Source organism: Staphylococcus schleiferi, assembly GCF_025558325.1.
Classification (GTDB): Bacteria; Bacillota; Bacilli; order Staphylococcales; family Staphylococcaceae; genus Staphylococcus; species Staphylococcus schleiferi.
Window position 1 is genome coordinate 1,753,323 of the sequence record NZ_CP094712.1, and the last position, 22,010, is coordinate 1,775,332.

The 22,010-nt window shown below is 35.3% G+C and carries 23 protein-coding genes; 4 read left to right on the plus strand and 19 right to left on the minus strand.

Annotated elements, in window-relative coordinates; genetic code table 11:
* Positions 1-333 precede the first annotated feature (333 nt).
* Positions 334-1,554 carry a cell division peptidoglycan polymerase FtsW gene (gene ftsW, locus MUA40_RS08185; protein ID WP_016424780.1) on the minus strand — a complete coding sequence of 407 codons (1,221 nt, stop codon included), beginning with the start codon at positions 1,552-1,554 and terminating at the stop codon, positions 334-336.
* 71 nt (positions 1,555-1,625) lie between these two features.
* Complete coding sequence (locus MUA40_RS08190) at positions 1,626-1,901, minus strand: Fpa/YlaN family protein (protein WP_016424779.1); 276 nt, start codon at positions 1,899-1,901, stop codon at positions 1,626-1,628.
* 136 nt (positions 1,902-2,037) lie between these two features.
* Here MUA40_RS08190 and MUA40_RS08195 point away from each other — a divergent pair, with 136 nt between their 5' ends.
* Positions 2,038-2,520 carry a hypothetical protein gene (locus MUA40_RS08195; protein WP_016424778.1) on the plus strand — a complete coding sequence of 161 codons (483 nt, stop codon included), beginning with the start codon at positions 2,038-2,040 and terminating at the stop codon, positions 2,518-2,520.
* A gap of 1 nt (position 2,521) precedes the next feature.
* Positions 2,522-2,707: a DUF2197 domain-containing protein gene (locus MUA40_RS08200; protein WP_050332208.1), complete on the plus strand. Its 186-nt coding sequence runs from the start codon at positions 2,522-2,524 to the stop codon at positions 2,705-2,707.
* Here the strand turns inward: MUA40_RS08200 and MUA40_RS08205 are convergent.
* The 3 genes from MUA40_RS08205 to typA all read right to left on the minus strand — a co-directional run bounded on the left by MUA40_RS08205 (position 2,699) and on the right by typA (position 6,943).
* On the minus strand, positions 2,699-3,409 hold the full coding sequence (locus tag MUA40_RS08205; protein WP_126496624.1) for a transposase: 711 nt from the start codon (positions 3,407-3,409) through the stop codon (positions 2,699-2,701). The two genes, MUA40_RS08200 and MUA40_RS08205, sit on opposite strands and share 9 nt — an antisense overlap.
* Before the next feature lie 291 nt (positions 3,410-3,700).
* Positions 3,701-4,828, minus strand: coding sequence for an NADH-dependent flavin oxidoreductase (locus MUA40_RS08210; protein ID WP_016424776.1), 1,128 nt, complete (start codon positions 4,826-4,828; stop codon positions 3,701-3,703).
* Positions 4,829-5,092: 264 nt separating this feature from the next.
* The gene (gene typA / locus MUA40_RS08215) at positions 5,093-6,943 is read right to left on the minus strand and encodes a translational GTPase TypA (RefSeq protein WP_016424775.1); all 1,851 of its coding nucleotides are present in this window, start codon (positions 6,941-6,943) and stop codon (positions 5,093-5,095) included.
* Positions 6,944-7,035: 92 nt separating this feature from the next.
* Here typA and MUA40_RS08220 point away from each other — a divergent pair, with 92 nt between their 5' ends.
* A complete protein-coding gene (locus MUA40_RS08220; protein ID WP_228480309.1) occupies positions 7,036-7,227 on the plus strand; it encodes a DUF5325 family protein in 192 nt (63 codons plus the stop codon).
* Between the two features lie 78 nt (positions 7,228-7,305).
* On the opposite strand, the gene MUA40_RS08225 is transcribed toward MUA40_RS08220, so the two are convergent.
* Positions 7,306-8,124, minus strand: a complete 819-nt coding sequence (locus tag MUA40_RS08225) for an inositol monophosphatase family protein (RefSeq protein WP_126496413.1) — start codon at positions 8,122-8,124, stop codon at positions 7,306-7,308.
* 115 nt (positions 8,125-8,239) lie between these two features.
* On the opposite strand from MUA40_RS08225, the gene MUA40_RS08230 reads away from it, so the two are divergent.
* The gene (locus MUA40_RS08230) at positions 8,240-8,851 is read left to right on the plus strand and encodes a YktB family protein (protein WP_016424772.1); all 612 of its coding nucleotides are present in this window, start codon (positions 8,240-8,242) and stop codon (positions 8,849-8,851) included.
* A gap of 56 nt (positions 8,852-8,907) precedes the next feature.
* On the opposite strand, the gene MUA40_RS08235 is transcribed toward MUA40_RS08230, so the two are convergent.
* The 13 genes from MUA40_RS08235 to MUA40_RS08295 all read right to left on the minus strand — a co-directional run bounded on the left by MUA40_RS08235 (position 8,908) and on the right by MUA40_RS08295 (position 21,694).
* The gene (locus tag MUA40_RS08235) at positions 8,908-9,570 is read right to left on the minus strand and encodes a DUF4064 domain-containing protein (RefSeq protein ID WP_016424771.1); all 663 of its coding nucleotides are present in this window, start codon (positions 9,568-9,570) and stop codon (positions 8,908-8,910) included.
* Between the two features lie 466 nt (positions 9,571-10,036).
* Positions 10,037-11,074 carry a lipoteichoic acid stability factor AuxB gene (auxB, locus tag MUA40_RS08240; RefSeq protein ID WP_016424770.1) on the minus strand — a complete coding sequence of 346 codons (1,038 nt, stop codon included), beginning with the start codon at positions 11,072-11,074 and terminating at the stop codon, positions 10,037-10,039.
* A gap of 65 nt (positions 11,075-11,139) precedes the next feature.
* The gene (locus MUA40_RS08245; protein WP_262569385.1) at positions 11,140-12,213 is read right to left on the minus strand and encodes an ABC transporter substrate-binding protein; all 1,074 of its coding nucleotides are present in this window, start codon (positions 12,211-12,213) and stop codon (positions 11,140-11,142) included.
* On the minus strand, positions 12,210-13,022 hold the full coding sequence (locus MUA40_RS08250) for an ABC transporter permease (protein WP_016424768.1): 813 nt from the start codon (positions 13,020-13,022) through the stop codon (positions 12,210-12,212). Before MUA40_RS08250 ends, MUA40_RS08245 begins: the two co-directional genes overlap by 4 nt.
* Positions 13,019-13,825, minus strand: coding sequence for an ABC transporter permease (locus tag MUA40_RS08255; protein WP_016424767.1), 807 nt, complete (start codon positions 13,823-13,825; stop codon positions 13,019-13,021). Before MUA40_RS08255 ends, MUA40_RS08250 begins: the two co-directional genes overlap by 4 nt.
* On the minus strand, positions 13,812-14,912 hold the full coding sequence (locus MUA40_RS08260) for an ABC transporter ATP-binding protein (protein WP_016424766.1): 1,101 nt from the start codon (positions 14,910-14,912) through the stop codon (positions 13,812-13,814). Before MUA40_RS08260 ends, MUA40_RS08255 begins: the two co-directional genes overlap by 14 nt.
* A 13-nt stretch (positions 14,913-14,925) precedes the next feature.
* Positions 14,926-15,465 (minus strand): helix-turn-helix domain-containing protein, encoded by a 540-nt coding sequence (locus MUA40_RS08265; protein ID WP_016424765.1) that lies wholly within the window; start codon positions 15,463-15,465, stop codon positions 14,926-14,928.
* Between the two features lie 101 nt (positions 15,466-15,566).
* Positions 15,567-15,839 (minus strand): UPF0223 family protein, encoded by a 273-nt coding sequence (locus MUA40_RS08270; protein WP_016424764.1) that lies wholly within the window; start codon positions 15,837-15,839, stop codon positions 15,567-15,569.
* A 123-nt stretch (positions 15,840-15,962) separates the two neighbouring features.
* The gene (gene lpdA, locus MUA40_RS08275; RefSeq protein WP_126496409.1) at positions 15,963-17,369 is read right to left on the minus strand and encodes a dihydrolipoyl dehydrogenase; all 1,407 of its coding nucleotides are present in this window, start codon (positions 17,367-17,369) and stop codon (positions 15,963-15,965) included.
* A gap of 3 nt (positions 17,370-17,372) precedes the next feature.
* Positions 17,373-18,674 (minus strand): dihydrolipoamide acetyltransferase family protein, encoded by a 1,302-nt coding sequence (locus tag MUA40_RS08280; protein WP_016424762.1) that lies wholly within the window; start codon positions 18,672-18,674, stop codon positions 17,373-17,375.
* Positions 18,675-18,808: 134 nt separating this feature from the next.
* On the minus strand, positions 18,809-19,786 hold the full coding sequence (locus MUA40_RS08285) for an alpha-ketoacid dehydrogenase subunit beta (protein WP_050331356.1): 978 nt from the start codon (positions 19,784-19,786) through the stop codon (positions 18,809-18,811).
* A gap of 3 nt (positions 19,787-19,789) precedes the next feature.
* Positions 19,790-20,902, minus strand: coding sequence for a pyruvate dehydrogenase (acetyl-transferring) E1 component subunit alpha (gene pdhA, locus MUA40_RS08290; RefSeq protein ID WP_050331357.1), 1,113 nt, complete (start codon positions 20,900-20,902; stop codon positions 19,790-19,792).
* 159 nt (positions 20,903-21,061) lie between these two features.
* Positions 21,062-21,694: a YkyA family protein gene (locus MUA40_RS08295; protein ID WP_016424759.1), complete on the minus strand. Its 633-nt coding sequence runs from the start codon at positions 21,692-21,694 to the stop codon at positions 21,062-21,064.
* Positions 21,695-22,010 lie beyond the last annotated feature (316 nt).

Sequence of the window (22,010 nt, forward strand, 5' to 3'; positions counted from 1 at the left end):
CTAAATAGTTCGAAAATTCTAAAAATACAATATTAATTATAACAAAAATAGCTCGGTATTTTAAAGAAACAAGTTTAAAAATCATTTGTATTTTAAAATCAACTATCAGAATGATGATAAATAAAACTTATCATTTACAATAATTTATACAAATGGATAAAGTCATTTTATCTGTTATCGAGATCGATGTCAAAAAGAAAAGTGATCTCTCATGACGTTTGTCATTGTACAAAGCTGTTCAAGATATAAAAAAAGTGCATAAAAACGAAATTTAAAATAAAAATTCGCTTTTATGCACACAAGCTTTTAAATTTGTGAAATTCTTTGAGATGACTAGATTTTATTTTGTTTTTCATAATAACGTTGCTTGGCATCGTCGTATTTAATTTGTTTTGCAACAATTAAAAGTAATCCCATCGCAGCACTTAAGCTGAGCATAGATGAACCACCAAAACTAATAAATGGAAGTGGCACACCTGTTAAAGGAATTAATCCAGAGATACCACCTAGATTAACAAATGATTGTAAAGCAATATAACTTGCAATACCTACACAAACCAACTTATAGAAATATGATTTTGTTTGTGATGCAAGTTCAAAAGCGCGATAAACGATAAAGAAAATCAAACCGATTACTAAAAAGGCACCCACAAAACCAAGCTCTTCACATATAATTGCGAATATAAAATCAGTATGGGGTTCAGGTAAATAACCTAGTTTCATAATACTATTTCCAAGGCCTCGACCAAACAAGCCACCGTTACCAATTGCTAATAGTGAGTTAGAAAGATGGTAACCTATACCTGATTCATAGTTGAATGGATTTTCTAACGCGCTAAATCGTGCCGTCAAGTACGAAGGTAAAACATTAATTCTAAAAATAACAATAATGATAATGACTACAATTAATGCTCCTAAAGCGTAAGAACCAATCTTAATTAAGTTTTTGACACCGATACCTGAATAAACGATAATACTAAAAAATATAGCACCTGTAAGTAACGTTTGACCTACGTCTTTTTGTAAAAGGACGAGACCTAAACAAAAACCTACAAACAGGATTGGCCATAAAATAACTGAAGGATTGCGCTGAATTTCGAAACGCTTTCTTTCTATAATATACGGAACATATAAAATAATAGCGATTTTTAATAACTCAGAAGCTTGTAAATTCATAAATCCTAAATTCAACCAACTTTTAGAACCGTTAATTTCAGATCCAAATGCAAGTGTCGCAAAAAGTAAGAAGATAATCATCGCCATCATACCGAGCTGTACATTACGTTTTTTCAAGATTTTAACATCCATAATGTAAGCCATGAAGAATACAATACTAAAACCCATCAATACGTAAATAATCTGTCTCGTATAAAAATATGTTCCTGCCACCGGTCTACCGCCTGTTAATGTTCCTCGCGTCGCAGCCACCATACTTGCACTGTACACCATTGTTAATCCAATAAAGCAGAGTACAAGATATGTAATTAATAATGGAAAATCGATATATTTAGAGGATCTCAAAATATATCGAAATAATCTTTTCATATTATTCATATGTTAATTCATCCAATTCCTCGCACTTACAATGCGAAAAACGTGCTACACTTTTGTACCGATAGCAAACGTTAGACACGTGTAAATGCTTCGTGTAATTTTGATAACTCTTTTTCTAAACGTAACATTAGCTTTTTGCCATCTTCTTCACTCACAAGGCCAAGATTGACTGCAAAATCAACTTCTTTTTGTAAGCCGTACATTTGTGTATCTAAAACTTCCTCATATAAAGGACATTGAGGTAATGTTAAATTATCTATTTGAACTTTAATTAGTTGCAAAATACGTTCTGCGTCTTTATTCAACTGTTCATATGCAACATTGCTCATATGTTGTTGCTTACTCATGACAGCGTCCCCCCCATAAATTTTCTTTTATATTAAAAATTTTATCTTATCGGATATTAAAAAGCAAGTAAATTTAGTATGCCTCATTCCTAAGTATGATAAAATGAAATTAGCTAAATTGAGGGAGTGTTTAACAATGATTCAGATTAAAGGTGCTGTTAAATTTCCAATCACGCTTGATAGTACGACTTGGATTTTTGACGATCGAAAAGTAACATTAGAAGATTTAGAAAAAGGCGTCTTTGAAGGTCAAAAACCGATTCAATTTGATGATAATAGAGAGTGGAATCGAGCTATATTAGAAGGCCAAACGAATCCCCCTACATTAAATTCTGAGATTGACTATAAAAAGCGCGCTGTGTTACAAGGTTCATTTGCTATTAATATGACACCTTTTTTCAAAAATGCAGAGCCGCTTAAAGAGGCTACTATTATTCGTCTGTCTAATGCGGAATCTCATATCGATATCCCTTTTGAATTTCTACCATATCTCTTTTTCCAATTTGCCAAAGAAGGCAAACGTTTATATGAAGATAATGGCGTCGATAGCTTTGTTTATACAGTAGAAGATGGCTATCAATATGAATTCAAGCATGTGACTCATATCGAGGTGCGTTAATTTGTGGAAAGTGAAATGTGTGATATGTGATACTGAAGTTTTATTGGATGAGCATACACGTTTAGCAAAACGATTGAAGAACAATCCAATTAAAACATTTATGTGCGATGAATGTAAAAGTCGCTTAGATACACCTAAACAACGACCAATTTCATCACCTCACACGCAATCTTATCATTCAAAATGAAAACAAGAGCTTGAGACAAAATTGTCTCAGGAATCGATGAAATCCGAGGTTTTCGTAAAAAACGAAAAATCTCGGATTTTTTCCTTTTATCATCAGTTTAGCCGCACTAGATGCGACTAATTTCCTTAAATTTAATGCCATGAGGACAAAGCCAAACTCTCGTTTGACCTTATTTATCCCCCGCACGGACATTCGATTGAACACCAAAATAGCTTTCATAAATCTAAAAACGGGTTCTACATCAATTTTTCTTTGATTGTAGATTTTTTGTGTTTCTGGTTTAGAAAGCTTTTGATTAATTTGAGCTTTAAAGTACTCCCAATTATAATTTCTCATGATTTTTTTATTTGCTTTTGAATTAGATTTCATACACTGATTTCGAAGTGGACAAGCTGAACGGTTGATGGTTTTATAGGAAGGTGTTTGACGTTGAGAAAGCCACATCATGCGAAGACTATCATGAAGTAATCTTTCGATCTTACGTCCAGAGAAAACAGATTGTGTGTAGGCATATAGAATGATTTTTAACATCATTTTAGGATGGTAAGCAGTCGAACCACGATGGTGTTTGAATCCCTCGAATTCAATATCTGGTATTGATTCAACGATATCATTGACATGTTGGGATAAATCATTATCAGGAATTAAAATAGATGTTTCTATTGGTAGAGTTAATTGAGACATATTATAATCTTTTTGCATAAGGCACCTCGTTAATTTAGTTTTTGTTGTGATGAATTAAATTATACGAAAGTGCCTTATTTTTTTAAGTATAATGGTGAATGATTACATATATAAGCGAAGTATTTATAGCGAGACTCCTGAGGGAACAGGACGAGCCGAAGACTACAGGCTGAGGCTGTCCCCTCGGAAAGCGAGCCTATATAATACGAAGCATGATAATAAAAAGGAAGCTCGAAGACGATTTTTTTCAAAATCATCTTCGAGCTATTTATTTTGGTATTTATGTTCCAGACTCTTAATTTATATCGTTTAAGCTTCTTCTTTTTTAGGATATGGGTAAAAACCTGAAGCAAATGCTTCCCATAATCTCTCAGGTAATTGGTGTTTATCTTCACGTTCTGGATCGAAATATGAAATGATTTCGTCCGTTTGACCAGATTTAATTTTAGAAATATATGCTGGATCGAATAATAATTCACGTCCAAGGCATACTAACGGAACGCCTGTATTCAACGCATTTACCGCATCATCAGCAGTAAAGATGGCGCCGACACCAATTAATGGCATACGATTGTTAATCCAATCAAGTAATAAGTCGATACGTTTTTGACCTTTATACTTACCTTCGCGTGTTACTGAGTGAATATCCATCAGTGAAACGTGGAGATAATCAAGTGGTTTTTCAATTAACTCACTCACTAAGCGTTGTGTAAGTTCCATTGAAATTCCTGGGTCTTCCGCTTCCTCTGGTGAAAAACGATAACCTACAATAAAGTCATCTGGTGCTTCTTCATTAACGACACGTAATACTTCATTAACTACAGCCATAGGAAAACGAAGAGGCTCGCCCCACTCATCTTCTCGACGATTATAAAATGGAGATACAAACTGATGAATGAGATAGTGATTCGCACCATGAATTTCAACGCCATCAAATCCAGCTTCAATAGCTAGCGAAGCTGCTTTACCATAATCAACAATTGCTTGTTGAATTTCTTCAACAGTCATCGCACGGACTTCGTGTGGCTCTTTGTGACCAAAACCACCTGTTGAAAGTGCACTAGGTGCTTTCACATCGCCATTAGGAACTAATTCTGGCAAAGCTTTAGCGCCCCCGTGGTGAATTTGGATGACTGCTTTAGCGCCTCCTTTTTTCATTGTACACGCAAGTTCTTTCAATCCAGGTAAGTCTTCTTTTTTCGACACTGATGGTTCACCTGGAAATGCTTTACCTTCAATGTTGATATAGCTTGCAGCTGAAATAGCTAAGCCTACATCTTTAGCTCGAGGTTCAATATAACCTAACTCTGTAGAAGACGTTGTCCCATCATCATTTGACAATGTATGTGTTAACGGTGCTAAGACAAAACGATTTCTTAATGTGCTTCCGTTAGGTAATTTTAGTGACTCGAATAATGGCTCAAACTTTTGCTCCATTTTAACTCCTCCTCAAATGTGTTTCGAACACATTTTAATACAAGGCGGATTATAAATAAAATAAACAGCTTATATTAAAACAAATTTACTCTTATTTAAAAAATTCGCTCTTTTCAATTAATCAAGTACATTTAGTTAACAATGCAAACACAATAACGACTGTAAAGAATTTCTGTGGGTGCTTTTAACCTATAATAAAAAGAGCGAGACGTTAAAATCAAATTGATTTTTTGTCTCACTCTTTTAAATGAAAGTCGACTTATATTAATTTTCTTCTGATTCCATCATTTGTTTAATACGTTTAGCTTCTTTTTCACGTTGACCTTTATTTAAAATTTTCTTTCTCAATCTCACGTTTTCAGGTGTTACCTCTACCAATTCATCATCGTTAATAAATTCTAACGCTTCTTCTAACGATAACTTACGAGGTTTTTTCATTGTTTCTGTTTGGTCTTTTGTCGCAGAACGTACGTTAGTTTGATGTTTAACTTTAGTAATATTGACAGTCAAATCATTTTCTCTGTTATTTTGACCTACAATCATTCCTTCGTATACATCTGTTCCAGGTTCCATAAAGTTAATACCACGGTCTTCTAAACCTAAAATCGCATATTCACTTGCAGATCCTTGGTCCATAGAAACTAACACACCGTTACGACGTCCACCAATACGACCTTTAATACGAGGTCTAAACTCATCAAATGTATGGTTAATGATACCGTAACCACGTGTCATAGACATGAATTCAGTTGTATAACCAATTAATCCACGCGCAGGCACGTTAAAGATTAGACGTGTCAATCCATTATCTGTCGTTACCATATCCACCATTTCACCTTTACGTTGTCCTAAAGACTCAATCACTGCACCTGAATATTCTTCTGGCACTTCAGCTTGAACGCGTTCAAATGGTTCATGTAACACACCATCAATATCTTTTAAAATAACTTGTGGTTTTGAAACTTGTAATTCAAAACCTTCACGTCTCATATTTTCGATTAAAATTGATAAGTGAAGCTCCCCACGTCCTGCAACTGTCCATGCATCTGGTGAGTCTGTTGGTGTAACTTTCAATGATACGTCTGTTTCAAGTTGGTTGTCTAAGCGCTCTTGAATTTGTCGTGCTGTTACAAATTGACCTTCTCTACCCGCAAACGGTGAATTATTCACTTTAAAAGTCATTTCAAGTGTTGGTTCATCAATACGTAATACAGGTAATGCATCTTGATGATCTTGTGGTGTGATTGTTTCACCTACGTTAATGTCTTCCATACCTGAGACAGCAATCAAATCACCTGCATAGGCTTCTTGAATTTCTTCTCGTTTTAAACCAAAATAACCAAATATTTTAGTCACACGGAAATTTTTAACTGATCCATCTAATTTTAATAATGATACGCTTTCACCAACACGCATTGTCCCTCTAAATACGCGCCCTATTCCAATACGCCCTACATAGTCATTATAATCAAGCAATGCAGGTTGGAATTGTAAAGGCTCGTCACGATTATCAACTGGTGCTGGAATATATTCTAAAATCGTTTCATATAAGCTTTGCATGTTTTCATCTTGTTTTTCAGGATCAAGGCTTGCAGTACCATTAATCGCTGAAGCATAGACAACAGGAAACTCAAGTTGGTCATCATTTGCATCAAGTTCAATGAATAAATCTAAAACTTCATCCACTACTCCCTCAGGACGTGCTGAAGGTTTATCAATTTTATTCACAACAACAACAGGTTTCAAGTTTTGTTCTAATGCCTTTTTCAAAACAAATCGTGTTTGTGGCATTGTTCCCTCATAGGCATCTACAACTAAAACAACACCGTCTACCATTTTCATAATACGCTCAACTTCTCCTCCGAAGTCAGCATGCCCAGGTGTATCTAAAATATTAATACGTGTGTCTTTATAGTTAACTGCTGTATTTTTCGCTAATATTGTGATCCCACGTTCTCTTTCTAAGTCATTAGAATCCATCGCACGTTCTTCAACATGCTCATTCTCACGAAAAATACCAGATTGTTTTAATAGTTCATCAACCAATGTCGTTTTACCATGGTCTACGTGAGCGATAATCGCAATGTTACGAACATCTTCTCTAAATTTTGTCATACTTTAATTCCTTTCTCGGGTAAATTACCACTTTCTTTTACAACTCGTTTATTATATCATAGAAATGAAATGAAGAAACAGAGTTAGGTGGGATTAAGATGAAAAAATCTCAATCAATTTTTTTATTGCTATCAATTCTTGCAATTTTCTTTTTAACCATGTTTAGCTTTGCAATCGCTGCAACCAATGTATTTTGGATGATCGTCACATTTATTTTAATGGTAGCAACGTTTGGTGTAGGCTTTTCATTAAAAAAGAAATACCGTGAAAACGATTGGCTATAACAACCACGAATGACTACATCTTTTAATAAATTTAAGGGCTGAGACACATTGATGTCCCAGCCTTTGTTTATACCCATTTTACTTATGTTTCAACTTTTCATGCAAAGCGATGAGTGTCTCATCATGCTGACGCAAATAGTCCTGTCGAATTGCTGTGTGTACTTTTTTATTTCCTACGAGAACAGAATTCGGATGCGTCATTGCTAAAGGTTCTCCTAAGAAATTTGTCGCAATCCCATCCACTTCTTCTAGTATAATGATGCCTCCAGCATAGTCCCATGGTTGTAAACGTGGTGTCATATATGCAGCAAGCTGTCCTGTAGCAACGTAAACAATTTCGAGTGCTGCTGATCCATATGCGCGTGCACTTCTTGAGTCACTTACGATAGGTTCTAACATTGTGCCTAATTTAGGTTTTGTGAGCCAATTTGGATTCATACCAATAATACTCTCACTTACGACAGTATCCTCTAAAAGAGGTAAAGGTTCTTCATTCATCAGTGCACCTTTCCCAGCTTTGGCATGGTAAAGTACATCTCTCATCACATCATAGACAAACCCTGCATAAGGCTTCCCTTCTTTAAAGATACCTATTGATATTGCAAAGTTTTCACTTTGATGAATAAAGTTTAACGTACCATCAATCGGGTCAATCACCCAGACAATGCCTTCAGTCGTTTCAATGTCATGGCCGTGGCCTTCTTCACCAATAATGCGATGATTTGGGTAGCTCTCTTGGATTTGACTCACAATAAACTGTTCTGTCTCTTTATCTACATTCGTTACTAAATCATTGGGGTTCGACTTAGCTTCAATTGCAAGTGTGTCACCCATCTTTTTTCTAATATTATTTCCTGCTTCTAAAACTAAACTTTTCGCAAAATCATATAAATGCATTCGACTCACTCCTATTAAATTCATTATACACTAAAATGGGGCAAGATGAATGTTTCGCAGTTCGGTATATGCTACAATGAAATCAGTTTAACACGGATACATAAGGAGGCGTATGATGACAAAATATACGTTTAAACCCAAAGATTTTAAAGTCTTTGAAGTAGAAGGTCTAGATGCAAGAATGGAAGCATTAGAACAACAAATTCGACCTCAATTACACGCACTTGGCGACTATTTTACAGATTATCTTGAAACTTTAACTGGTGATACTTTTTATGCACATGTAGCTAAACATGCTAGACGTACGGTCAATCCGCCCAAAGATACTTGGGTCGCTTTCGCAACGAATAAACGTGGTTATAAAATGATGCCCCATTTTCAAATTGGCTTATTCGAAGATCACTTGTTTGTGATGTATGGACTCATGCATGAAGATAAAAACAAAGCTAAAGATGTTGAAGTATTTGAAAACAAATTAGAAACGCTTCTTGATCTGCCTAACGACTTCCAAATATCTTTAGATCATACACAGCCCGATAAATCTCGTATACAAGATTTATCAAAAGAAGAACTTCAAAAAGGTATCGCACGCGCTAAAAATGTTAAAAAGGGCGAGTTTTTTGTAGCACGAGCGATTCCTCCTCAATCTGAGCATTTGAAAACGGATAAAGCATTTATTGCCTTTTTAGAAGACACATTTAAGCATCTTTTAAAATTTTACAGTTAATGTAAAGCATAGATGCCATAATAAAAAGACTTGGTCATTGCCAAGTCTTTTTATAATTATTTATCATCTCGATCTAAATCATCTAATCTTTTTAGTGATTCATCTCTATTATTTTGATACTGATCTCCGCTATTTTCTGCATGTTGCGTTTGGTTTTGATTAACTTCTCTATCTTGTGGTTCATGTACAACATTTTGTCTCTCCTGATGACGTTGGGCTTCCACATCTTGAGGATTTTCTTGATATTGTTGTGAGCGGTGTTCAGGATTTTGATAAATGTAGTTTCCATTTTTTGGCTTGCGGACAAGTAACATAATACCTGCAATTAACCACAAAATTCCTGAAATCAAACTTGCGCTTAAAAATACACCTGTTGCAGCAGCTATAATTAGTAATATCCCTGCTAAAATAGGCTTTTTAAACAAGAATACGGCCACTAGCGCAACAACTAAAGGAATAAGAAAAGTAATCAATGAAGTTGGGTTAATATTATTCAATTGAGACGCATCTTGACCCGTCATCTCAATTTGTTGTTGAAATTCTGGATTTTTAAAAATAGCAATCGCACCAATAATTAAAACGAACCAAATTGCGTGTAGAACAATTCCTACCCACGTTAAAACTTTCTCTGCTGTACGCTTGAATGGTACTTTTGCATCATTTCTGTTGACGATGCGTTCATCATTTTTATGCTGATTATAAACGTATTGATCTGACATATTAAAACCTCCTTATTGACTGTATTGCCTTTTTTCAAACTTGTAAACGCATAATACTTCATTTTATGTGTATTGCTAAATTTTGAGCATGTCCGCACAAAATGACATCATTTTTACAATAAACCTATAAGTTACATTTTATATTAGTAAAAATAAAATCAATATACTCAACGTGATACACGTGTTAGTATCCAACGTCAAACGGACACCTAAAATCAATGATATATTAAAATAGATAAGATTTAAAGATAATTATATTAAAATTTGAATAAATAGGCTAAACCAATAATTTATCGAGATTTTTATTATCATATTCACTGGCAAGCTTGTGCTATTTTCTACATTATTAAAAGGCACTTATTCCGATGTTCATGTCTAATCTCAAAGCGATACTAAAATCTAACTTTTAATGATTAAAGACATGCACTGAAATAAGTGCCTTTTTTATTTTGCGATTCAAATAACGTTATTGCTTTTCGTCTTCTTGCTCGCTGTCTTCAGCAGACTGTTTTGGTCTATCTTGTTGCAATTTCAAACGATTATCATAATTTTGGCGACGTTGTGTCGATGCACTCACTCTATGCTTTCTTTGTTCTTTTTCATGCGCCTTACGTGCTTTTTTCTCTTCTTTACGTTGTGCTTTGAGTTCTGCTTTCTCTTGCTTACGTTGTGCTTTAAGCGCTTCAGGTGATGTAACCGTATCATCCTCGTCATATTCTTCTGAAGTCGTTACATCATTTTCCACATCTTGTTCAGGCTCAGCTTGGTGAGACATTGTACGACTATCATAAATGAGTGTGTCATCTTCTGCATCATTGATATCATGTGTTGATTGTTCAACCTCATTTTTCTTAATCGGCTTATGATTATACTTTGCAGACCGTGATAATACAACTGGTTCATCATCAGATGGCCCCTCGTTTTCAACATGCGTGTCCTCTTTTTCCGCATTGAAGTGTGTCGATTGCGTATGAGGCAGATCTCCCTCATCTTCATCATACGTATTCTCTCTATATGATGGATAGCCGCCCATGTCTTGGTACATAGGTACAAGTTCATATTTTTCTTTTCTTCCAAACATCATTAGCGCAACAATAAAAAAGAATAATGGAACTAAAATAAAAAATAATGGTAATGTAATAATCGCTACTAACAAAAATAGCAGTCCTGATACAATACGATGATTCATTGAAATCAATGCTAGGAATGAAATCAATAGACATACGATCAAATATACGATAAATGCCCATACACCGTTCTGTAACATAATCACAAGTTGGGTTGCATTTAAATTATTACTTGCTAAAAAATCTTGCAAAGTGGCATTATTGGCAACCCCATTTTCTAGTTTTTGAATTGAATTCTCGTTACTAAAGAGAACCAAGCCAAAAAACATCGCCACAACTGTAGCACCTAATAATAATATCCAACTCAACCAGCCAAGAATCTTCTCAGCAAGACGATTTACAGGACGACTGATTTGTGTATATGCTTCTCCAGTCATGCTTCCACTCCTCTTATTTATCTTACTCACTTAATTATAACTAAACTCAAATGAAATCACTAGAATCATAACGCCATTTTGAAATTTAGGAAACGCTCATTGTATTCATTTAACACATCTGGCCCTAAATCTTTGTACACTTCAAGACGTTTTTGCTCTTCTCGTGTTGGGTAAACACGATGATCGTGACTCATTTCTTTTGGCAATAATTTTCTAGCCGTTTGATTAGGTGTACCATAACCCACCCATTCGGTATTTTGCTTACTCACTTTAGGATCCAACAAAAAGTTAATAAATTGATGTGCACCTTCAACATTTTGTGCCGTTTTAGGAATGACCATATTATCAAACCATAAATTCGAACCTTCTTTTGGCACGACATAGTCAAAATGATCGTTTTCTTGAAACAATGGTGCTGCCGAACCGCTCCAAATGACAGCAACATTCGCCTCATGTTGCTCAAGCATCATTTTAATTTCATCGCCTACAACACCTCGAATATTAGGAGAAAACGTTTTTAAGTTTTGTTCTGCCGATTCTAAATGTGTCTCATTCGTATCATTTAAACTATACCCTAAACTATTGAGAGATAGACCCATAATTTCTCGAGCGCCATCCACCAATAATACATCATTTTTTAACCGTGGATTTTTTAAATCATTCCAACTATTAAAATCGATATCAGGATATTTTTCTTTATTATACAAAATGGCGACTGTCCCAAAGAAATATGGAATCGAATAAGTATTTTTAGGATCAAAAGGCTGATTCATATAATGTGGGTCTAGATGCTTCATGTTTGGAATTTTTTGATGATCAATTGGACGCAATAAATGCGCTTTTCTCATTTTTTCTATCGTGTAATCACTCGGAAAGGCCACATCGTAATGCGTACCGCCATTGCGAATTTTTGCCTCCATCGCTTCGTTAGAATCAAATGTTTCATAAACCACTTGTATCCCTGTTTTCTGTTCAAATTGCTGAATTATTTCAGGATCAATATATTCTCCCCAATTATAGACGTACAGCTTTTCTTGTTGCTTGCCACCAATTTCATCATGGTTAATCCAATACCCGACACCCAAACTGATTAAACCCAGTAAGAGTGCGCCCCCAATGAGTTGTATCAATTGTTTCATATCGTCACACCTCTTTTACTGGATTGCTTCTTCTGTTTATGGCGCTGTATCAGTTGATAGCTGATTAAGCCAACCATAATCAATACAAATAAAATCGTAGAAATAGCATTAATTTCCATACTTACACCACGTCGTGCCATCGCATAGATTTCAACAGATAAAACACTAAAGCCGTTACCTGTCACAAAGAAGCTCACTGTAAAATCATCTAGAGAGTAAGTTAGTGCCATAAAAAAGCCACCAATAATTCCCGGCATGATATGCGGAATGAGCACCTTACTCAATAATTGAAACTCGGTAGCACCTAAATCACGTGCTGCATTCATAATTGAATCGTTCATTTCGTATAATTTTGGTAAAACTATAATGACAACAATAGGAATACAAAAGGCAATATGTGAGATGAGGACAGAGGTAAAACCTAATCCATATCCCGTAAAATGACCTATCGCTGTAAACATAATTAAAAATGAAGCCCCTATTACAACATCGGAAGAAACCATTAAAACGTTATTTAAAGTGAGCAACGACATTTTTAATGTTTGATTCCGAAGTTGGTACAACAACAATGCTCCAAAAACACCAATGATAGTTGCAATACTCGCTGCTAATAATGCAATCGCAATTGTATTAAAAACAACTTGCAAGAGATGTTTATTTTGAAATAAAGCTTGATAATGTTCCCATGTAAAACCTTCAAAATGCGTCATATTCCCCGCACTATTAAACGAATACAACATTAAAAAGAATATCGGCAAATACAAAACGACTAATAAGGTGTACAAATAAGTTTTACCGTACCATTTCATTTTGATGTGCCCCCTTTTTGCTTACTTCGTGTTAATACCATGACAAATGCCATGAATAACACTAAAAATATTGCAATTGTTGAGCCCATACCATAGTTTTGTATCACCAAAAATTGTTCTTCAATCGCTGTACCAATATTAATCACTTTATTACCGGCAATCAATCTCGTAATCATAAATAGAGATAATGCAGGAATAAAAGTCACTTGAATACCTGTTTTCACACCTTCAGCCGTTAACGGTAATAAAACTTTTCTAATCACCGTCGCTCGATTTGCACCTAAGTCTTGTGCTGCAAAAAAGAGCTGCTCAGGAATATCTTTCATACTGTTATAAATTGGAAGTAACATAAACGGAATATAAATATATGCCGAAACAAAGATAAAGGCTGGCGCTGTGAACAGTATAGGCTGTGCTGGAAGATGAAAGGACATCAAAATTTTGTTGATAAATCCATCATGACTGAAAATACCAATAAATGCATATGTCTTAAGTAGTAAATTCATCCATGTAGGTATAATCATGATCAACAACCAAGTGGCTGCATTTTTAGACTGTTGAATAAAATACGCAGCCGGATAACTGACTAAAAGACAAATCAAGGTAATGATAAAGGCATAAATAATAGATTCACCGAGCATCATCATATAATGCGCTGTTAAAAATTGACGATAATTCATCAAAGTAAAGTGTCCATCTTCATTGACGAATGAAAAATAAAGGAGTAACACGACAGGTATGATAATGAAGAAAACCATCCATAGCAAATAAGGAATTGCGAGCCAACGATTAATGTGTTTCATAGCTTAATTCTCCATAACCTTCTATACGTTTATCAAACTCTTCTTCAGTTTCACCTGGCACCATGATATGAATCGCTTCTGGCTCAAAATCGAGTCCTACACGTGCTCCTATATTTGCATTTTTAGTCGATTGAATTGTCCATTCATACCCTTTTCGATCTTCACATATCATTTCGTAATGTACGCCTCTAAATAGCGAACTTGTCACAGTCGCTTTAAAAAGCCCTTTTTCTTCAGGAACAACTGTAATATCTTCTGGTCGAATAACGACATCGACTTGCGTTTGTGGCGGGATATCTTTATCTACACAATCAAAATTTTGACCATAGATATTGACGATATAGTCCTCCACCATAACACCCTCAACAATATTGGATTCACCAATAAAATCTGCCACAAAACGATTGACGGGCTCATCATAAATATCAAGTGGTGTTCCAAATTGTTCAATTTTTCCTTCACGCATTACAAAAATAAAGTCGCTCATCGCTAAAGCTTCTTCTTGATCATGTGTTACAAATACGAAAGTAATCCCAAGACGTTTCTGTAACGCTCTTAATTCGTACTGCATTTCAGTACGCAATTTCAAATCTAATGCGGATAACGATTCATCGAGTAATAAAATCTCTGGTTCATTGACAATTGCACGTGCAATCGCAATACGTTGTTTTTGTCCACCACTTAATGCATGTATAGAACTTTCAATATATTTTTCAAGCTTTACTAATTTAAGTGCTTCTTTTACTTTTTCATCAATTTGTTGCTTATTTAGCTTTTTTAATTTCAAACCAAATGCCACGTTATCATAAACATTTAAATGTGGAAATAAAGCATAATCTTGGAAAACGGTATTGACTTGTCGCTGATTTGCTGGCCATTGATTAATGTTTTTACCTAAATACACAATTTCTCCCGCGTCCGGCGATTCAAATCCCGCAATCAGTCTTAGCATCGTCGTCTTACCACATCCTGATGGCCCAAGTATCGTATAAAAATAACCAGATTCTATCTCTAAATCAACTGCATCTAAAATTGTCGTTTCATCATACTTTTTAGTAATCTTCTTAAAAGATAATAACTCACTCAATTCTAAAACCCTCCTATAAATATGATGATGTAGCAACAATCATCAACTTTGCACAAACATGACCCGCATTAGATAAACGATGTGTGGCATGTGCTTTAAAATAAAGTGCATCCCCCTGTTCAGCAGTATATTGATGATCGCCTAAAGTCAGTGTAACCTTCCCTTCTAAACAATATACAAATGTGTCAGAGACAGAAGGCTGAAAATCTTTATATGACGCATAAGGTTGCAATGTCAGTAATAAAGGTTCCATATCAAACTCATTCGAACGTTTTACTGGCCATTGTAAAAAATACCCTTTTTCATCTTCATCATAAGTCAGTTGCTCATTTTTCGGATAATGTACTTTTGTGACGTATTTCGTATCAAAAAATTCTTTTGGAGAAGTACCTAACACTTCGAGAATATTTAAGAATGTTTCCATGCTTGGAGAAGTTTTATTACTCTCAATTTGAGAAATATAGCCCTTAGATAAATCTGTCCTTTCACCAAGCTCTTCTTGCGTTAAATTTTTTAAGCGTCTCAAGTTTTTAATCTTTTGACCAATCTCCATAAAGTTCCTCCACTCAAAAAAGCGACTTGTTTACTTTTACTAAACATTTTGTTTAATGCTTAATAAAAATAACAAATCGCTCACGAAATTACAATAGTTTTTTACTTGTTTGATAAAATTTCTTGATCTGGATTTTCTTTAGCTTGTTTCATCACAAAATAACTGTCATAGCCACTGTGCTTTCTGAAATCTTCAAAAATACGTTTTTCATCAGCTTTACCCGGAACAACTGCTTTGAAACGACGATAACGTGTCATTAAAACTTCTCTTGCAATGTGTTGTTCATAGTAGGATTCAATCGCATTAAAAAATGTAATGACATCCATGATTTCATCTTTCGACCAGTCCATATCAATTGGATAATGATAATCCATTCGAGCCCCTCCTTAAAGTTGGAATCCATTCCACACATCTCGTTGTTCATTCTAACATTGTTCTGAAATTGAAAAAAGGGACTGAAACAATGATGTTTCGGTCCCTCATTTATATAACTATTATTACATTGTATGGATTGGTAATCCTAAAGCTTTTTCAGCTGCTTCCATGCTCATTTCACCTAAAGTTGGGTGGGCATGTACAGTTAAAGCGATATCTTCAGCATTCATACCTGATTCAATTGCTAAACCAAGTTCAGCGATCACGTCTGATGCACTTGTACCTACCACTTGCGCACCAATTAATGTGTCATCTTCTTTAAGTGTAATCAATTTAACGAATCCGTTTGTATCATCTAATGATAATGCACGGCCGTTTGCTTGATAAGGGAATTTAGAAGCTTTATATTCGATGCCTTCTTCTTTAGCTTGTGCTTCAGTATAACCCACTTGTGCCAATTCAGGCTCAGTGAAACATACTGCTGGCATACCAATGTAATCTACTTCTGCATTTTGTCCAGCAATCGCTTCAGCAGCAACTTTTGCTTCATAGCTTGCTTTATGTGCTAATGGTAATCCTGGAACAATATCACCAATTGCATAGATACTATCAACAGAAGTACGGCTTTGTTTATCGACTTCAATTAAACCACGATCAGTAAGTTTAACGCCTGCTTCTTCTAAACCAAGCTCGTCTGTATTTGGACGACGACCTACAGTTACTAATACGTAGTCAGCTTCGATTGTTTTTTCTTCGCCTTTAACTTCATAAGTCACTTTAACGCCATTTTCAGTTTCTTCAGCAGATTTAGCTAAAGCTTCAGTTTCGATCTTCATACCTTTAGCTTTCATTTCTTTCTTAACTGGTGCAACCATTTGTTTTTCGAAACCGCCTAAGATTTCTTTCGCACCTTCAAGAATTGTTACTTCAGTACCGAAGTTCGCATAAGCAGTACCTAGTTCTGAACCGATATAACCGCCACCAACAACGACTAATTTTTCTGGTACTTCTTGTAAGTTTAATGCACCTGTTGAATCAAGAACGCGACCACCAAATTCAAAATTAGGAATTTGAATTGGGCGTGAACCTGTTGCAACGATAGCATTTTTAAAGTTGTAAGTTTGTGCACTTTTTTCATCCATAACACGTAAACTGTGTGCATCAACGAAATAAGCTTCACCTTTAACGATTTCAACTTTGTTACCTTTTAATAAAGATTCAACGCCGCTTGTTAATTTGTTAACAACTGAACCTTTAAAATTTTGAACTTTACCGAAGTCTAAAGAAACATTTTCTGCTGTAATACCAAGGTCTGAACCGTGTTGAGCTTGTTCAAAGCGGTGAGAAACATTTAATAACGCTTTAGAAGGAATACAACCTACGTTTAAACACACACCACCTAAGTTACCTTTCTCAACGATTGTTACTTTTTGACCTAATTGTGCAGCACGGATCGCTGCAACATAACCACCAGGGCCTGCCCCAATGACAATAGTATCTGTTTCAATTGGAAAATCTCCGACTACCATATTTTACCCCTCCATTAATAATAGTTCTGGATTGTTTAATAAACGTTTGATGTGGTTCATAGCATTTTGACCTGTTGCACCATCGATTTGTCTATGGTCAAAGCTAAGTGATAATGCTAGTACAGGCGCTGCTACAATTTCACCATCTTTTACGATAGGTTTTTGTGCAATACGGCCAATACCTAAAATCGCAACTTCTGGGTGGTTGATAACTGGTGTAAACCATTGACCACCTGCAGAACCAATGTTACTGATTGTACATGTTGCACCTTTCATTTCGTCAGAAGTTAATTTACCATCACGCGCTTTTACAGCAAGTTCATTAATTTCATCTGAAATTTCGAACATTGATTTACGGTCTGCATTTTTAACAACAGGTACTAATAAACCTCTTTCTGTATCTGCTGCAATACCGATGTTCCAGTAATGTTTATGAACAACTTCACCTGCTTCTTCATTAAATGAAGTGTTAAGTGCTGGGTATTTTTTCAATGCAGAAACTAATGCTTTCACAACATATGGTAAGAATGTTAATTTTGTACCTTGTTCAGCAGCAATTTCTTTGAATTTCTTACGGTGATCCCATAATTCTTGAACATCAATTTCATCCATTAATGTTACGTGAGGTGCAGTATGTTTAGAGTTAACCATTGCTTTAGCAATTGCTTTACGCATTGCAGGGATTTTTTCAGTTGTTTCAGGGAATTCACCTTCAGTTGAAACTGTTGATGCTGCTGGTGCTGCAGATTCTTGAGGTGCTTCAGATGCTGATGCACTTTGTGATTCAGGTGCTGCTTGGCCACCACCATTAATGTATGCATTTACATCTTCTTTAGTAATTCTACCATTTTTACCTGTACCATTGACAGCTTTAATGTTGACATTATTATCGCGTGCATATTTACGTACAGATGGCATTGCTTTAACGTGTCTATTTTCATCGACTTCACCAGCTTCTTGAGGTGCTGCAGCTGGTTCAGCTTTTGCTTCTTCTTGAGGTGCTTCTTCTGCTTTATCAGAACCACCGTCGTGACTATGACCGCCTTTGAATTCCATTTCTTCAGCATCAGGTGCGTCAATCATTACAATTGTGTCGCCGACTACTGCAACTGTTCCTTCTTCAACAAGTACTTTTTCTACAGTACCGCTTACAGGTGATGGAATTTCAACAACTGATTTATCATTTTGTACTTCACATAATACGTCATCTTCTTCAATAGTATCTCCAGCTTTAACAAACCACTTTACGATTTCACCTTCGTGGATACCTTCACCAATATCGGGTAATCTAAATTCAAATGCCACGTTGTTTCCTCCTAAAAATCAATTTTTAATAATAAGTTGTCCACACAGATTTAGGAGAAGAAACGGCTGACCGTTTCATTCTCCATTTGTGCCTCTGTGACTTTCTCGTTTAACACATCTTCTCAATTTCTCTATTAAAATTCTAGTGTTGCTTTTGCTTGCTCAATAATATCATTTTTATTTGGTAACCAAACATTTTCTGCTTGTGTAAATGGATAAATCGTATCTGGTGCAGCTACGCGACCAATTGGCGCTTCTAATGATAAGATGGCACGTTGTGATAATTCTGATACCACGTTTGCTCCAACACCTGCTTGTTTTTGAGCTTCTTGAACAACAACCACACGACCTGTTTTTTCAGTTGATGCAACTAAAGTATCAATGTCTAATGGTTGAACTGTACGTAAGTCAATTACTTCAACTGAGTGACCTTCTTTTTCAAGTTCTTCAGCTGCTTTTAATGATTCTTGTACCATTGCACCGTATGCGATAATTGTTAAATCAGTACCTTCGCGTTTAACGTTAGCTTTACCGATTTCAATTGTATATTCTTCTTCTGGTACTTCTTCACGGAATGAACGATATAATTTCATATGTTCAAGATAAACAACAGGATCATTGCTACGGATACTTTCAATTAACAATCCTTTTGCATCATATGGACCTGATGGGATAACAACTTTCAAACCAGGAGATTGTGCTAAAACACCTTCTAAGTTATCAGCGTGCAATTCTGGTGTGTGTACGCCCCCACCAAATGGTGTACGAATTGTAACTGGTGCAGCTTTAGAGTTACCTGTACGGAAACGATGACGTGCAATTTGTCCTGCAACTGAGTCGAATACTTCAAATACGAAACCTAAGAATTGGATTTCCATAATAGGACGGTATCCTTGTGTTGTAAGACCTAACGCTAAACCACCGATTCCTGATTCAGCTAAAGGTGTATCGAATACACGGTCTTCACCGAATTCTTTTTGTAAACCCTCTGTTACACGGAATACACCGCCGTTTACACCAACGTCTTCACCAAATAACAAAGTGTTTTCGTCATTTTTAAGTTCAGTTGCTAGCGCATTATTAATCGCTTGAACCATTGTCATTTGTGCCATGGCTTACTTCGACTCCTTCTCTTTGTAGATTTCGTATTGTTCTTTAAGATTGTAAGGCATATCTTCATACATGATTTCCATTAATGAAGTTACAGTTTGTTTTTCTGTTTTATCTGCTTCTTTAATTGCAGCTTTAATTTCATTTTTAGCTTGTTCGATGACTTCATTTTCTTTGTCTTCTGACCATAAGCCTTTATTTTCTAAGAATTTTCTGAAGCGAACGAGCGGATCTTTTTTCTCCCACTCTGAATCTTCATCAGAAGTTCTATATTTAGTTGGGTCATCCCCAGCCATTGTATGTGGACCATAACGGTAAGTCATTGTTTCAATTAATGTTGGACCTTCACCATTAATTGCGCGTTCACGAGCTTCTTTAGTTGCTTGGTATACTGCTAAAGCATCCATACCGTCAACTTGAATACCAGGGATACCTACTGCAATTGCTTTTTGAGCTAATGATTTAGCTGCAGTTTGTTTATCACGTGGTGTTGAGATTGCGTAGTTGTTATTTTGAATAACAAAAATCGCAGGTACTTTGTATGCTGAAGCAAAGTTAATACCTTCATAGAAGTCACCTTGTGAAGAACCACCGTCACCAGTATAAGTGATAGCTACAGCTTTTTTACCTCGTTTTTTAAGACCTAGTGCCACACCTGCAGTTTGGATGTATTGTGCACCGATAATGATTTGTGGGCTTAACGCATTCACACCTTCAGGCATTTGGTTACCTACAAAGTGTCCACGTGAGAATAAGAATGCTTTAGTCAATGGTAAGCCATGCCAAATTAATTGTGGTACATCACGATATCCAGGAAGAATAAAGTCTTCTTGTTCTAAAGCGTATTGTGAAGCTAATTGTGAAGCTTCTTGACCAGCAGTCGGCGCGTAGAAACCAAGACGACCTTGTCTGTTCAATGAAATTGAACGTTGGTCTAAAATACGTGTCCATACCATTCTTCTCATTAATTCAACTAACTGTTCATCCGATAAATCCGGAAGTAAATCTTCGTTCGTTACATTTCCATCTGCATCTAAGATTTGAACCATCTCAAATTTCGACTCAGTATCTTTCAATACTTGTTCTGCATCGAATTGGGCTTTTAACTTAGCAGCCATGCAATTCACCATACCTTTCCCGTTTATAAATATAATTCAACTTACTTTAGTGTAACACAAAATATAAAAACTGTTAAACAGTTTTATGCAACTTCTGTAACACTTGATATAACAACAGTATAGCCAACTGTTATACTATAGAACTCAAACTGTTATATTCTATTTGTTAGCGATTTCATCAACATCTTGTTTCTCTGTTTGTACTTTTCGAATTGCTTTTGTATAGTTATCAACCTTTTTCTTCATTTCTTTTTGTGCTTTATTTAAAGCTTCTGATCGTTTATCCACTTCTTGTTGAGTACCAGAAGAATTTTTGAAATAACCAAATAAGTCTTTTTCTTTATTAATAATATTTTGATAACCTTTCACAAAATCTTTATGCTTTTTATATTTTTCTTCTAAAGCTTGGTTTAGCTGATCATATTCTTTTTTGTCATCTTTATCTTCAATTTTGTTAGATTCTTTTTTGATATTTTGGAAATCTTTCTCTGATTGCGCCATTGCTTTAGACTCTTTATCAAGTTGCTTTTCTCTTTGTGATGCATTATCTAAGAAAGCTTTAACTTTATCTTGAACTTTGCTGATATCTTTGCCACTTACTTCTTTAGAAATTTTTTCTTTTTCTTTTTCAAGTTTATTCATTTCTTTATTAATGTTTTGAATTGGCGCTTCTGCTTTTTGCATTTTTTCAAGTCCATTATTGTAGTTCTCAAAATGCTCTTTGTCATTGTTACAACCTGCTAGCAATATCGTTGCAGCCATTGCTACACCCATTGTTTTTTTGAATTTCATATTTATGGTCCTCCTTATATTGTCAATGGCTATATTAATGAAATTTCCTTCATAATTCAAATGATGCTTCGTTTTCTGCGTCAATTCATAACTCTATTTTACAAATCCTTACTATTGTAACGATTTTGAATTATTGGTTCATATCCCACTCATTTTTCATTATACCAAAACACATCGTATACAACTCAATATTACGCATTAATATATTGAACTTATCTCAAACTATTAAAAGATGTCTATTTTAAGTTTAAATTAAACTAATATGACTCTCCGTAAAAAGCGTCTTAAACCGTATTAAAAAGTGGCACTTTTTTCA

What these genes read in the sequence shown, in the direction of transcription:
- MUA40_RS08210 (WP_016424776.1), bottom strand. Translation starts at nt 4,828, where the DNA reads ATGGAGCAAAAGTTTGAGCCATTATTCGAGTCACTAAAATTACCTAAC.
- MUA40_RS08225 (WP_126496413.1), bottom strand. Translation starts at nt 8,124, where the DNA reads ATGCATTTATATGATTTTGCGAAAAGTTTAGTTTTAGAAGCAGGAAAT.
- pdhA (WP_050331357.1), bottom strand. Translation starts at nt 20,902, where the DNA reads ATGGCTGCTAAGTTAAAAGCCCAATTCGATGCAGAACAAGTATTGAAA.
- MUA40_RS08265 (WP_016424765.1), bottom strand. Translation starts at nt 15,465, where the DNA reads ATGGAGATTGGTCAAAAGATTAAAAACTTGAGACGCTTAAAAAATTTA.
- MUA40_RS08255 (WP_016424767.1), bottom strand. Translation starts at nt 13,825, where the DNA reads ATGAAACACATTAATCGTTGGCTCGCAATTCCTTATTTGCTATGGATG.
- MUA40_RS08295 (WP_016424759.1), bottom strand. Translation starts at nt 21,694, where the DNA reads ATGAAATTCAAAAAAACAATGGGTGTAGCAATGGCTGCAACGATATTG.
- MUA40_RS08235 (WP_016424771.1), bottom strand. Translation starts at nt 9,570, where the DNA reads ATGTCAGATCAATACGTTTATAATCAGCATAAAAATGATGAACGCATC.
- MUA40_RS08230 (WP_016424772.1), top strand. Translation starts at nt 8,240, where the DNA reads ATGACAAAATATACGTTTAAACCCAAAGATTTTAAAGTCTTTGAAGTA.
- MUA40_RS08270 (WP_016424764.1), bottom strand. Translation starts at nt 15,839, where the DNA reads ATGGATTATCATTATCCAATTGATATGGACTGGTCGAAAGATGAAATC.
- MUA40_RS08195 (WP_016424778.1), top strand. Translation starts at nt 2,038, where the DNA reads ATGATTCAGATTAAAGGTGCTGTTAAATTTCCAATCACGCTTGATAGT.
- typA (WP_016424775.1), bottom strand. Translation starts at nt 6,943, where the DNA reads ATGACAAAATTTAGAGAAGATGTTCGTAACATTGCGATTATCGCTCAC.
- ftsW (WP_016424780.1), bottom strand. Translation starts at nt 1,554, where the DNA reads ATGAATAATATGAAAAGATTATTTCGATATATTTTGAGATCCTCTAAA.
- MUA40_RS08205 (WP_126496624.1), bottom strand. Translation starts at nt 3,409, where the DNA reads ATGCAAAAAGATTATAATATGTCTCAATTAACTCTACCAATAGAAACA.
- lpdA (WP_126496409.1), bottom strand. Translation starts at nt 17,369, where the DNA reads ATGGTAGTCGGAGATTTTCCAATTGAAACAGATACTATTGTCATTGGG.
- MUA40_RS08250 (WP_016424768.1), bottom strand. Translation starts at nt 13,022, where the DNA reads ATGAAATGGTACGGTAAAACTTATTTGTACACCTTATTAGTCGTTTTG.
- MUA40_RS08285 (WP_050331356.1), bottom strand. Translation starts at nt 19,786, where the DNA reads ATGGCACAAATGACAATGGTTCAAGCGATTAATAATGCGCTAGCAACT.
- auxB (WP_016424770.1), bottom strand. Translation starts at nt 11,074, where the DNA reads ATGACTGGAGAAGCATATACACAAATCAGTCGTCCTGTAAATCGTCTT.
- MUA40_RS08245 (WP_262569385.1), bottom strand. Translation starts at nt 12,213, where the DNA reads ATGAAACAATTGATACAACTCATTGGGGGCGCACTCTTACTGGGTTTA.
- MUA40_RS08190 (WP_016424779.1), bottom strand. Translation starts at nt 1,901, where the DNA reads ATGAGTAAGCAACAACATATGAGCAATGTTGCATATGAACAGTTGAAT.